Annotated in this window: 12 protein-coding genes; 3 read left to right on the forward strand and 9 right to left on the reverse strand. The window is 40.7% G+C overall.

Annotation, left to right across the window (positions count from 1 at the left end; all coding sequences use genetic code 11):
* Positions 1–74 precede the first annotated feature (74 nt).
* The gene (gene dnaE / locus ACFOU2_RS06640; RefSeq protein WP_377913395.1) at positions 75–3449 is read right to left on the reverse strand and encodes a DNA polymerase III subunit alpha; all 3375 of its coding nucleotides are present in this window, start codon (positions 3447–3449) and stop codon (positions 75–77) included.
* Between the two features lie 125 nt (positions 3450–3574).
* Here dnaE and ACFOU2_RS06645 point away from each other — a divergent pair, with 125 nt between their 5' ends.
* Both ACFOU2_RS06645 and ytrI read left to right on the forward strand, forming a co-directional pair.
* Complete coding sequence (locus ACFOU2_RS06645; protein WP_377913397.1) at positions 3575–3910, forward strand: YtrH family sporulation protein; 336 nt, start codon at positions 3575–3577, stop codon at positions 3908–3910.
* Positions 3907–4419, forward strand: a complete 513-nt coding sequence (gene ytrI / locus ACFOU2_RS06650) for a sporulation membrane protein YtrI (protein ID WP_377913399.1) — start codon at positions 3907–3909, stop codon at positions 4417–4419. Before ACFOU2_RS06645 ends, ytrI begins: the two co-directional genes overlap by 4 nt.
* Before the next feature lie 64 nt (positions 4420–4483).
* Here ytrI and ACFOU2_RS06655 read toward each other — a convergent pair whose 3' ends face one another.
* The gene (locus ACFOU2_RS06655; RefSeq protein WP_377913620.1) at positions 4484–5323 is read right to left on the reverse strand and encodes a DHH family phosphoesterase; all 840 of its coding nucleotides are present in this window, start codon (positions 5321–5323) and stop codon (positions 4484–4486) included.
* Between the two features lie 247 nt (positions 5324–5570).
* On the opposite strand from ACFOU2_RS06655, the gene ACFOU2_RS06660 reads away from it, so the two are divergent.
* Positions 5571–5864 (forward strand): YtpI family protein, encoded by a 294-nt coding sequence (locus ACFOU2_RS06660; RefSeq protein WP_377913401.1) that lies wholly within the window; start codon positions 5571–5573, stop codon positions 5862–5864.
* Between the two features lie 176 nt (positions 5865–6040).
* Here the strand turns inward: ACFOU2_RS06660 and ACFOU2_RS06665 are convergent, their stop codons facing one another.
* The 7 genes from ACFOU2_RS06665 to ACFOU2_RS06695 form a co-directional block, all read right to left on the reverse strand.
* Entirely contained in the window at positions 6041–7357 is a 1317-nt protein-coding gene (locus ACFOU2_RS06665) for a DRTGG domain-containing protein (RefSeq protein WP_377913403.1), read from the reverse strand.
* A 365-nt stretch (positions 7358–7722) separates the two neighbouring features.
* On the reverse strand, positions 7723–7977 hold the full coding sequence (locus tag ACFOU2_RS06670) for a hypothetical protein (RefSeq protein ID WP_377913405.1): 255 nt from the start codon (positions 7975–7977) through the stop codon (positions 7723–7725).
* A gap of 223 nt (positions 7978–8200) precedes the next feature.
* Positions 8201–8881 (reverse strand): metal-dependent hydrolase, encoded by a 681-nt coding sequence (locus ACFOU2_RS06675; protein WP_377913407.1) that lies wholly within the window; start codon positions 8879–8881, stop codon positions 8201–8203.
* A 237-nt stretch (positions 8882–9118) separates the two neighbouring features.
* Positions 9119–10240 carry an alanine dehydrogenase gene (gene ald, locus ACFOU2_RS06680; protein WP_377913409.1) on the reverse strand — a complete coding sequence of 374 codons (1122 nt, stop codon included), beginning with the start codon at positions 10238–10240 and terminating at the stop codon, positions 9119–9121.
* A 334-nt stretch (positions 10241–10574) separates the two neighbouring features.
* Entirely contained in the window at positions 10575–10739 is a 165-nt protein-coding gene (locus tag ACFOU2_RS06685) for a hypothetical protein (protein ID WP_377913411.1), read from the reverse strand.
* 133 nt (positions 10740–10872) lie between these two features.
* Complete coding sequence (argH, locus tag ACFOU2_RS06690) at positions 10873–12261, reverse strand: argininosuccinate lyase (protein WP_377913413.1); 1389 nt, start codon at positions 12259–12261, stop codon at positions 10873–10875.
* Complete coding sequence (locus tag ACFOU2_RS06695) at positions 12258–13463, reverse strand: argininosuccinate synthase (RefSeq protein WP_377913415.1); 1206 nt, start codon at positions 13461–13463, stop codon at positions 12258–12260. Before ACFOU2_RS06695 ends, argH begins: the two co-directional genes overlap by 4 nt.
* Positions 13464–13507: the final 44 nt, after the last annotated feature.

Here is a 13507-nt window from a genome sequence, read left to right on the forward strand (position 1 = left end):
ATGAAAGCTCCCCTAAAGTGGTCTGACCACTCCAACTACTTTACAATATAACAAAAGAACGTCAAATGTAAAGATTATAATTCTTTTAATACAACATTTCCTTCTCCTAAAACATCCGTTAATTGCTTTAAACATTCCGAAGCAGGATGGACATTGTACATCTCAGGAAGCTTTACTGTTCTTTTTTCATCTTCATAGTACATGATGACAGGAACATTCCCTTTATGTGATGCTAAAATATGCTGAATATGCGGAAGGCACCCCCGGTATTTATGCTGTTCCTCAATCTTTAAATACAATACATTCGCTGCTTCTTGTGCCAATTCCTGTGAATTCGGCACTTTTTTCGCTTCTTGAATAACGAATTGCAATTGCCCTTCGCGCCTTTCTACCTTCCCTTGCAGCAATAAAACCTCTCCCTGTGTTAACAGAGTTTGATGGGGTTGATAAACACGCGGAAATGCGACAGCTCTTACCTCTCCTGTTTCATCGCTCGCTGTAAAAAAGGCCATAAGCTCTCCATTTTTCGTGCGAATAACCTTCTCAGATGAAAGAAAAACCCCAATAGCCACTTTGGATACACGTTGGTTCACCAGTACTTCGTATATCGTTTTTGCTCCGTACGATGAAAAGGCGGAGCGGAAGAGCATGGCAGGATGACTTGTTAAATAGAAGCCAAGGGCTTCCTTTTCCAGCTGTAACTTCTCTGCTAACGGCATCGGACCTGCTGTTACATACTTTGGCTTTAATGAGAATTCCTCATCCAAAAAGAAATTTTCTTGATCATCAACACCTATCAACTCGATATGCTCTAATGCCACATCGATGCTGGCAAGAAGCGTGGCACGATCTTCTCCAAATTCATCAAAACTCCCTGATGTAATGAGAGATTCCAATGTACGGCGATTAACGATTTTCATGGAGACACGCATACAAAAGTCAAACAAATCGGTAAAGTGCCGCTGTCTCCTTGCTCGGAAAATTTCTTTTAAAGCCATCGCCCCCACATGTTTAATAGCAGCTAAGCTAAAGCGAATCCCCTCTTTCTCCACTTTAAATTCGTACATGCTTTCATTAATGGAAGGAGACAAAATCTTTATAGCTTTACTCCTTGCCTCATGAATATATTGTGCCATTTTCCCTTCATTTCCAATGACGCTCGTTAATAAGGCCGAGAAAAAATAAAGCGGATAATTGGCTTTTAAATAAGCAAGCTGATAAGCAATCATACTGTACGCTACTGCATGGCTCCGGTTAAAGCCGTAATCAGCAAATCGGACGATTAAATCGTAAAGAGACTGTGCCAATTGCTCATTGTAACCATTTTGCATGCATCCGTTCACAAAGCGGGCCCTTTGCTCGTCCAATACCTCTCTTTTCTTTTTACTTACTGCCCTTCGCAGCAAATCCGCTTCGCCAAGGGTAAATCCCGCCATTTTAGAGGCAATTTGCATAATCTGTTCCTGATATACAATGACACCATAAGTTTTACGTAATATCCCTTCTAAATCCGAATGCAGATAATGAATGGGATTTTTTCCATGTTTGCGCTCAATGTAGAGCGGAATATTTTCCATAGGCCCCGGCCGGTATAACGCGTTAACGGCCACAATGTCTTCTAGCTCCGTTGGTTTAAGCTGCTGAAGGACGCGTCTCATCCCTTCTGACTCCAGCTGAAAAATTCCGGTTGTATCGCCTTTTGCCAATAAGGAATAGGTTCGCTCATCTTTCAGCGTTAAATTGTTCAATTGAAGTCGCTGACCCGTTTCTTTTTGAATGTGATGGACAACTTTGTCCAAAATCGACAAATTCCTTAACCCAAGGAAATCCATTTTTAATAAACCTACGGCTTCCAACCCTTCCATATCAATCTGCGTCAAGTATACACCCTCATGCCCTTCTTGAATGGCCACTAAATCCATTAATGGCCTTTCACTGATCACTACACCTGCTGCATGTGTGGATGTATGTCTCGGAAGCCCTTCAATGCCCATGGCCGCTTCGAATAATCGCTGCCTCTCCTTGGATTGCTGCAAATGGATTCGCAGCGACTCAGATTGCTCGTATGCTTGCTTTAACGTGATGCCCGCTTTGTTGGAAATGAGCTTAGAAACTTTATCCACTTCTTTTCCATCCATCCCTAAAACACGTCCTACATCACGTATGGCAGCCTTGGCAGCAAGTGTTCCAAACGTAATGATTTGAGCTACATGGAATTCACCGTATTTTTTGGCTACATAGCGAATCACTTCATCTCGACGATGATCAGGAAAATCGATATCGATGTCAGGCATCGACACACGTTCAGGGTTTAGGAAACGCTCAAATAATAAGTCATACTCCAGAGGATCGATGGCTGTAATGTTCAATACGTATGCCACCAGCGAGCCCGCTGCCGATCCCCTTCCCGGTCCGGTCATGATTCCTTGTCGGTGCGCATAATTCATAAAGTCCCATACAATCAAAAAGTAGTCACTGAACTTCATTTGCTGGATCACAGACAATTCATAGCGTAATCTTTCCTTATAGGTTGAAATGTCTTTTTGTCCTTGGATTTTTTCTCTTAACCCCTTTTCACACAACTGGACCAAATATTCGTCTGCCGTTATCCCTTCAGGAGTCGGATATTTGGGGAGAAAGGCTTCTCCAAGCGGTAGATTCACATTACACCGTTCACTGATTGAAATCGTCTGTTCAAGCACCTCGGGGAAATCGGCAAACAAGTCCGTCATTTCTCGCGGTGATTTTAAATAATACTCTTGCGTACGATATGTCTCCTTGTCGAGTTCCTCGAGCTTTGCTCCCTGTTTAATCGCAAGAAGACAATCATGAGCGAAAGATTGCCCTTTCTTTAAGTAGCGCACATCGTTTGCCGCCACAAGCGGGACTCCCCATTTTCGAGCCAGCGGAATCATTTTTTGGTTTAATTCTTGTTCTTCTGTCCCATGCCGCTGAATGGAAAGATAGACGTTCTCTTCCCCATATGTCTTCTGGAAAAAACGAATCGCCTTTTCAGCCTCTTGTATTCGGTCGTCTATAATATATCGTTCAATTAGTCCTTTTTTTCCGGGAGTTAAAACAATAAGTCCTTCACTATAACGGAGCAGCCACTTCTGTTTTAAGCCGGTTTTCGCTTTTGTTTGGACAAGGCTGCTCATTTTCAACAAATTTTGATAACCTGTGTTATTTTTGGCCAAGAAAACGAATGGAAATGAAACAGCATCACACTCATCATCTTCTAATATAGAGAGAGTTAATCCAATGATAGGCTTAATCCCTTCCCGTCTGCATGACTGATAAAAGGAAACCGTCCCATACATGACATTTTCATCCGTTAGAGCAAGGGATGAATAATTCAATTTTTTGGCTTGCTGAACTAATTCGTTTATTTTAACGGCACTGCTTAATAAGCTGTAACCGCTTTGTACTTGTAAATGAACAAAAGCCACTATGGTTCCCCACCCTTAATGTGAATATCTTTGAATTCATTATAAATTTTGTCACTGGCATAGACAAATCTCATAACTTGTACGGTCTGTCCATATATATGAATTGAGGAGAAGGGAGGCAAATCATGAAAGATACATTTATGTCTTTATTTATATTAAGCTATTTTATTGCTCTTGGTGTGATGCTTGGCGGAACACTTATCGGAGCGTTTGGAGCCTTTTTAATTGGAAAGCCGCCTTTATCGTATATGGTCACACTGGCAAACAATTTAAAAATATGGGCACTTGTAGCCGCCATCGGTGGAACGTTTGATACGTTCTACAGCTTAGAGCGCGGAGTTTTCCAAGGAGCAACAAAAGATGTATTTAAACAAATGCTTTATATACTAGCGGCTATGGGAGGAGCGCAAACAGGAGCAACGTTCATTAAATGGCTGACCCAGGAGCATATGGGCCCATGAGAATCCCCCCGCTTTATAAAGATATCAAATGGCAGCGATTCTTTGCCGGCATGATTTTGGGATCTGTGGTCAGTTGGTTTTGTTTCTTGATGCTTTTTGGTATTGCGCAAGACAGGCAAATCAGGACCATTCACGAGCAAAAGGAGCAAATTCGGAACTTAACGGGACAAAGAGATATTTGGCAAAATGAAATAGAAGAGTTAAACAAACTGAAAGAAAAAAAATTAGTGATCGAAGATATAAAGGTAAAAATCATAAACGGAGGAAAATTTAAAATCGACTCCTATACCGCTTTCCTTATACAAGAAAGTGCAAAAGAAGAGATTGAACATGTCATTTCGAAAAATATTGAAGATATATATAAATCCATGGATCTATTAAAAAAAACAATCGAGAATAAACAGTATAAAATCGATAAAACAACTTATACAGTTGAAGTACATGAAGTCTTTCTTTACACAACTCTTTCTGTACAGTTAAAGATAAAAGACATTAAACAAAGTTTATAAGGGAGTCCAAAAAGTACTGAAAAAATGTAATTTTCGGACTCCCTTATGCTTTTTCCTTGCCAGATCAGTTATTTCGGCAAACCTCTTCTAAATCCGCCAAGACGGCTTCGGCCTCATCCCACGAGTAGACGGAAGCCCCGGCTGCCATCGGATGTCCGCCTCCTTTGTATTTTTGGGCAATCGTGTTAATAACAGGCCCTCTTGAGCGTAAACGAACACGAATCAAATCATCCTCTTCGATAAAGAAGACCCACGCTGTGATTCCTTCAATACTTCCAAGCACCCCCACTAACTGGGAGGCTTCTGACGGCACGACTTCAAATTTTCCAAGTATTTCTTTTGTTAAAATGATATGGGCCGCACCCGAAGCATGGAGTGTAAAGCTTTGAAGTACGTATCCTTGAAGGCGGGCAACATTTAGTTTTGTATTATAAAGCTGATCATACAGCTCTTTGAATTCAAATCCATATTGGATTAACTCACTTGCGTATTGGAATGTTCTCGGTTTTGTACTTGGGAATAAGAACCGACCTGTATCCCCCACGATTCCTGCATAAATTAAACGGGCGGCTTCAGTTGACATTTTCAATCCTTTATCTTTTCCGAATAAATAAAATTCATAAATCATTTCACTGGCAGAACTCGCCGTCGTATCCACCCACAACACATCGCCGTATGGATCTTCATTTGGATGATGGTCAATTTTAATGACCATTTTTCCCTTTACATAACGCTGATCGCAAACACGTTCTTCATTGGCCGTATCACACACGATTACAAGCGCTTCGTTATATACATGATCTTCAACCGTATCAAGGCGATATAAAAAGTGAAGGGAAGGATCCTCTTCTCCCACCGCATATATCCTCTTCTCTGGAAACGAGGCTTTTAACATTTCGGCCAAACCGCATTGAGACCCGTACGCATCAGGATCGGGACGGACGTGGCGATGAATAATGATTGTCTCAAACTTCTGGATAAGTTCTAATACTTTTTCCTTCATATGTATCTCCCTTTCACTGTCATTACCTCTATTAAATCACAAAAATAAATGCGTTTAAAAGAACATCTATATATTCAATAGTAGAAATTGCATTTGCATAACGTTAAAATGAAAAGAAAAACGATTACTTTTTAATGGGGGAACAACGATGCCTATTTTTGTCATTCTCATTATTATCTCGCTGTCTTTTTATCTTTATTTTAAAACAAAGTATTTTCGCACAAAGCGCCCAATGGAAAAGCAATGGATTTCCGCAAAATCCAGCATTGCCCTTGGTGCATTTGTCTTGCTGTTCGGAATCAATCAGTATTTCATCCATCAATCTACTCTGTCCATCGTCATTGGCATTCTTTTTATCGCAATGGGCGGAGGCAGCATTTGGGCAGGCATGCGCGCTTACAAATACTATTATCCTCTAGCAGTAAAAGAAACACATGAGTAAGAAGCCTATTCCTCATAAGTAAAAAGGACTGACCCTTAAGTCCTTAATAGACACTAAAAAGGTGTTTGGTGAAAGGACGAGTCATCAAAACTCTTCATTTTACCGGATTCCTCATGACGGGTCCTTTCAGGAGAATGGCTTGAAGGTGCGCTTTTTATACCTTCAAGCCATTCTCTTTATGTGCGATCTAGAATTTGAGCCATCATTAGTGCTTTTCCCACTACAATTCCTTCGTTATATACTTCCACATCCACTTTTGCAAATTTACGTCCTAACTCTAACACTTTCGGCCTAATTTCAATCATACTGTCAATTTGAACAGGCTTAATAAAATAAATCGTTACATTTTCGATAACCAAGTCACCCTTTTTATGGGCACGGAGCACACGATTTGCCGCTTCTGTCACAATCGTTGTAAAAACGCCGTACGAAATGGTTCCCATATAATTAGTCATTTGCGGCGTCACTTCACAACGATAAAACTGATCGCCTTTTGCTTCGGTCACATCGATAAATTGATTTGTGACGATATCATCGATCGTTTCTCCCACTTGCGGCTGCCGCTGAATCATCTGCAAGGCTTTCAATACATCTTGTCGACTGATAATTCCTTCTAGGCGATGATAATCATCCACCACCGGAAGTACTTCAATCCCTTCCCACACCATCATATGGGCAGCTGAAGCAACTGACGTTTTCCCATGAACAATCATCGGGTTTCTCGTCATCAGTTTTTCAATGGGTGTTTGCTTGTCGAATCCAATGATGTCTTTCGATGTAATCATTCCATGAACTTTCAAATGTTGGTCTACAACCGGGAAGCGGCTGTGATGGGTTTTCTCATTATACTCATACCATTTTTCAATTGTGTCATCCAGCTTTAAAATAACCGTATTGTGAACAGGAGTTAGAATATCTTCTACAAGAACAATCTCTTTTTTTATCAATTGATCGTAGATGGCACGGTTAATCATCGTCGCCACAGTGAATGTATCATAACTTGTAGAGATAACAGGAAGCTTTAGCTCGTCCGCTAATTTTTTAACATCATCATCGGTATCGAATCCACCGGTAATAAGGACGGCTGCTCCGGCCTCAAGGGCAAGCTCATGGGCCTTTGTACGATTCCCGACAATCAGTAAGTTTCCAGCCCCCGTATATCTCATCATCGCTTCAAGCTTCATTGCACCAATTACAAATTTATTCAGGGTTTTGTGTAAGCCTTCTCGCCCTCCCAGTACTTGGCCGTCCACGATGTTAACAACTTCTGCAAATGTTAGCTTTTCAATATTCTCTTTTTTCTTACGCTCAATTCGAATTGTACCTACACGTTCAATTGTTGAAACATATCCTTTATTTTCTGCATCTTTAATTGCCCGGTAAGCTGTTCCTTCACTTACATTTAAATCTTTTGCAATTTGGCGAACAGATATTTTCTCACCGATCGGTAAGGAATCAATATACTGTATGATTTGTTCATGCTTAGTAGCCAAGCGGATTCACCTTTCTAAAAACGTTTTCACTTTATCAATAACCGAATTCTAGCTTTTATTATATATAAATCTAATTTAAGTTTTTAACCTCTGTCACCAGGCTTTCTTCTATTCGCGCCTTTCTGTTTTTTCATCTTGAATGAGCTTACAAAGGTCTTCGTATAAGCGGCTGGCAAGAGCCCGTAAGGGAGATTGGCAGCCGCTTATGCGTAAATGATTTAACATGAGTATGTTTTTTGCTCATGTTAAATCATTTATGTGAATTCATATAACTCATTATGACATTTTACTGGCAAAACATGTTGACGTAAAGAGTTTCTATTAAGTTCTATTATAAGGATGAATGTAACGGGATTCAATGTAACTCATCCACGTTGTCTTATCTGTTTTTTTGATGTTTTTTTGTCTATATGCTGAATATTCTTACGCCGTGCTTGAAACTTCTTTGGAGCGTATAGAAGGCTTGATAAATTTCCCCCGATAACAAGGACAGCAAGCAGCAGCCATGCCAATGAGAACATCCCTTGTGTACTATTTGCATCCACAACAAGACGCGGTACTGCATAATAAAGCATCAGCCCGCACAATAGTAAAGATAAAAGCGCTTTATTTTTCATCATTCTCCCTCCACCTGTCTATACTTGCTTTATTTTATGCCCGTCCTATCCATCTCAGAATCAAAAAAGAGGGATGACTCGAAAGGTAAAAAAATACCTTTGAGTCATCCCCCACTGAAAGGACCCCCAATGAGAAATCCAGTGAAACCAAGGATTTTTTCCGGCGGATTCTTTCAACAAAAATGATTCTGGCTATTTGCTTCAAACTTATGGGATAACTTTTTTCCTATAACTCGATCACTTCACCGCTTTTCATTACTTTGCCTTCTGATTCCTTCAACTGCCGGACAAAAGCATGAGCATCCTGTTTAATCACCGGGAATGTATTGTAATGGATTGGTACGACGGTTTTAGGCGAAATCCATTCAGCAGCGATCAGCGCATCTTCCGGTCCCATCGTAAAATTGTCGCCAATCGGTAAAAATGCTACATCCACGTTATAGCGCTCCAGTAATTTCATATCGGAATAAAGGGCCGTATCTCCAGCATGATAAATAGTTTTACCATCAATGGTAATGAGCAGTCCTGCAGGCATACCGGTATAGATAATTTGTTTCGTTTCTTCATCTATATAACTCGATCCGTGGAAAGCCTGTGTCAATTTTACTTTGCCGAAATCGAATTGATGTGAACCTCCGATATGCATCGGGTGAACACGAAGGCCCTTCCACCCTAAAAATGTCGCCAGCTCAAACGGAGCAATCACAAGGGCATTGTGGCGCTTGGCAATCTCTACTGTATCTCCCACATGATCATTATGACCGTGTGTTAATAAAATAACATCCGCTTTTACCTCATCCGCTTTTAAATCGCAGTCGTCATTTCCGCTGATAAATGGATCAATTAATAATGTTTTGTCTCCTGCTTCAATTTTGACAACAGAATGTCCATGATAAGAAATACGCATCTATACCTCTCCTTGCCTTAATTTATTCATTTCTTTATTTCAAGGAAAATAAAGAAATTCCTTGTCTGTTTTGAAAATCCAGCCATCATTTCATCTTTTTCTACTATTACCCTAATTATTGAACCGTAATCATTTGGCAAGATAAGGATGCCATACTTTTTTCTACATCTCAACTAATTTGCAAGGAGTGTATATATTAATAAAAACAGCATACATCCCATGGGGCATATGCTGTTTTTACAGTTGGCCAAGTAAAGTGCGGGCATCTGAATAAGTGAGTTGATGAGCTTCAGCTACAGCCCCATATGTGACAAACCCATTTAATGTGTTGATACCTTTTAATAGTGCTTCGTTCTCCAAACATGCCTTCTTATATCCCTTATCAGCAATTTGAACGGCATACGGAACCGTTACATTTGTGAGAGCAATCGTTGATGTTTTCGGTACGGCACCAGGCATGTTTGCCACAGCATAATGTACTACTCCATGTTTTACATACGTTGGGTCATCATGGGTTGTAATGTGATCCGTTGTTTCAAAAATACCGCCTTGGTCAATGGCGATGTCAACCACCACAGATCCCTGTTCCATCGTTTGAATCATTTGTTCTGTTACAAGTTTTGGCGCTTTCGCTCCAGGAATCAGAACAGCTCCAATGACGAGATCAGACTCTTTTACTGCCTGCATAATATTATATGGATTAGACATCAATGTTTTAATGTCGTTACCAAAAATATCATCCAGCTGACGAAGGCGATCTACATTCAAGTCGATAATTGTAACATCCGCCCCTAAACCAATTGCAATTTTGGCTGCATTTGTTCCGGCTACGCCGCCTCCGATAATGGTAACTTTTCCTTTTTGCACCCCAGGAACGCCGCCTAATAAAATTCCTTTTCCACCTTTTGTTTTTTCCAGAAATTGCGCTCCGATTTGTGCCGCCATCCTTCCTGCCACTTCACTCATCGGTGTCAAGAGCGGAAGAGAGCGGTTTGGCAGCTGGACCGTTTCATAGGCAATCCCAACTACTTTTCTATCTATCAAAGCTTTAGTTAATTCCGGTTCCGGCGCCAAATGCAAGTATGTAAACAAGATTAGGCTGTCACGAAAATAATCATATTCAGAAGGTAGCGGCTCTTTTACTTTCATCACCATGTCCATTGACCAAGCTTCTTTAGCAGTGTCTACTATTTTGGCCCCCGCTTGGGTGTATTGATCATCATTAAAACCAGAACCGATCCCTGCCCCTTTTTCGATGTATACTTCATGTCCCCGATTCACTAATGTCATAGCCCCTGCCGGTGTCATCGCAACACGGTTCTCATTATTCTTGATTTCCTTTGGTACTCCTATTCGCATAGAATGACCGTCTCCTTTTGATATAGCTGTAATTTATTGTATGTCTGAATACAAAGACAGACACTGTAAACAACCCAAAGATTATGCTATGTCTTTATTCGCTTATATTCTTTTAATATTCCATAAAATATTCTCGCTATCTTCAAACAAGGACAACCGTGAAAAAACATTTGATTGCCTGATGTTAAAATCCAATGTTCATTTTCACCTCATTGTCACCTTAAGGCGAGCCAAAAATAGTAAATATCAACATGGTTCTTCAATAAGGCGTTAAAGAAGAGGTGGTGACGCATGTAACTTTTCCTTGCTTCAAACACCTCTTATCCCTGAATACCTATCCTCTCTCTTCGGCTTCCTTCACAACATCTTCATATGTCGCAGCCATATAGCCATCCCCTATAAAGCCGCTCTCGTAAGCGTCATTCATCTGCTGCTGTGTGACTTGCATCCCTGCTTCGTCATACTCATATACGTGCTGCGGTTGCTTTTTATCATTCATAAAGCGTTCTCTCCTTTGTCATCAATTGTTTAACACATACGTATTTTCTGTATATTTTTTAATGTTATACTCAAGACATAAGTTGTACTTTCTTATACATTAAAAAAGGTCGCGATGATCGCGACCTTTTTAGCTAATTAACTACATGTTCGGTTATGATTTCCTTTGCTTTTTGAATGGCCAGTTTAACTTGAGTAAAGCCCGTTCCCCCATAACTATTGCGGCGATTTACAGCCGTACGCGGGTCCAGCACTTCGTAAATGTCCGGCTCAAATAAATCCGAAGCCTCTTGATAGTCTTCCACTGATAAATCCATTAAATAAACACCTTTTTGAATGCATGTTAATACAAGCTTTCCAACCACTTCATGAGCTTCACGGAAAGGCATACCTTTCGCAGCTAAGTAATCCGCTAATTCCGTTGCATTCGAGAAGTCTTGCTTTGTTGTTTGCTCCATCTTTTCTTCATTTACAGTCATTGTTTCAATCATGCCCGCAAAAATCGTTAAGCATCCTTCCACCGTTGTGACGGTATCGAACATGCCTTCTTTGTCCTCTTGCAAGTCTTTGTTATAAGCAAGCGGCAGACCTTTCATAACCGTTAACAGGCTCAATAAGTTCCCGTATACACGCCCCGTTTTTCCGCGAATGAGCTCTGCCATATCAGGATTTTTCTTTTGAGGCATAATGCTGCTGCCTGTTGCATATACATCATCCATTTCTATGAATTGGAACTCTTGACTGGACCATAAAATGAGCTCTTCGCAAAAGCGGGATAAATGCATCATCAGCATTGAACTATTGCTTAAAAACTCAATAATAAAGTCACGATCGCTCACCGCATCCATGCTGTTTTCGTATATGCTTGAAAACCCCAAAAGATTTGCACTGTATTCACGATCAATCGGAAATGTTGTACCTGCAAGTGCTCCCGACCCTAACGGAGACATATCGATACGCTTTAACGACTCTTTAAATCTTTCGACATCACGCTGCAACATCCAAAAATAAGCTAACAAGTGATGCGCAAATGAAACGGGCTGAGCACGCTGCAGATGCGTATAACCAGGAACAAGAGTTTCTACATGCTGTTCCGCTTTTTCGACTAACACTTTTTGCAAGTTGCCAATTAATGAGACAATGGTTTGAACATGCTTTTTCAAATACAAATGCATGTCTGTTGCCACTTGGTCATTTCTGCTTCTTCCTGTATGCAGTTTACCTCCAACAGGTCCGATTTTATCAATCAAATGCTTTTCGATGTTAAGGTGGATATCTTCATATTGAGCAGAAAATGGCAATTCATTCTTTTTCGCTTGCTCCAGTAAGGAGAGGAGACCATTTTGAATAGCCTCCGCTTCCTCTCTCTGTAAAATGCCGCATTTCGCTAACATTTTCACATGGGCTAAGCTTCCTTCAATATCCTCTTGGGCCAACTGCTGGTCGAAAGCAATTGAAGCTCCAAACTCGTCTATCCACTGTTCAGGACGCTTCGTAAAGCGCCCTCCCCATAATTTGTTCACACCGTCACCTTCTTCTGATTCACCATGCTGTGTACCTTTGTCGGCAAGCCCCATAATTCGATAAATCCGACAGCCGCATCATGATCAAATTGATCTTCTTTCGTATAGGTTGCCAGTTTTTCATCGTATAAAGAATTAGGAGATTTACGGCCTTCCACAATGGCATGGCCTTTAAACAGCTTCACTCGTACCGTACCGTTTACGTATTGCTGTGTTTCCTGCAAGAAAGCTTGCAACGCTTTCGTTAACGGTGAAAACCATAATCCTTCATAAATGATTTCAGTTAATTTCTTCTCAATTACTGGCTTGAAATGAGCCATTTCTTTTACCAATGTTAAATCTTCCAATTCCTTATGGGCTTTTAATAGAGTCATGGCACCAGGACATTCATACACTTCACGTGATTTAATGCCTACAAGACGGTTCTCTACATGATCAATGCGCCCGACTCCATGTTTTCCCGCGATTTCATTTAATGCTAGAATCAAATTTGCTAACGTATAAGATTGGCCGTTTAATGCAACTGGAACCCCTTTTTCGAATTCAATTTCAATGATTTCCGGCACATCCGGAGTATTTTCCAATGCCGCCGTTAACTCGTACGCTTCTTTTGGAGGTGCTGCCCATGGGTCTTCAAGAATACCGCACTCATTGCTTCTTCCCCATAAGTTTTGGTCAATGGAAAATGGACTGTCTAAGTTAATGGGAATAGGAATCCCATTTTGTTTTGCATACTCGATTTCTTCTTCACGAGACCATTTCCAATCACGCACAGGCGCAATCACTTCGAGGCTTGGATTTAACGCCTTGATTGACACTTCAAAACGTACCTGGTCATTCCCTTTCCCCGTACAACCGTGAGCAACGGCTACCGCTCCTTCTTGTTCTGCCACCTCGACAAGCTTTTGGGCAATAAGCGGACGGGAAAGTGCAGAAACAAGTGGATATTTCCCTTCATATAACGTATGAGCTTGTAAAGCTGACAATGCATAAACATTCGCAAATTCTTCTTTTGCATTAATCATGTAAGACTTGATCGCTCCGACTGTCAATGCCTTTTCTTTGACAAAATTCAAGTCTTTTCCTTCCCCTACATCCAAGCAGCATGCAATCACATCGTAACCCTTATCTTGCAGCCACTTTATCGCAACAGATGTATCTAATCCTCCTGAATAAGCTAATACAACTTTTGGTTTACTCATTACTAGTTCCCCCTCTATATGAACAACTGATTAATTTTTATTCA

Origin of the sequence: Bacillus songklensis (assembly GCF_042649685.1) — a bacterium.
GTDB lineage: Bacteria > Bacillota > Bacilli > Bacillales > Bacillaceae_H > Bacillus_BA > Bacillus_BA songklensis.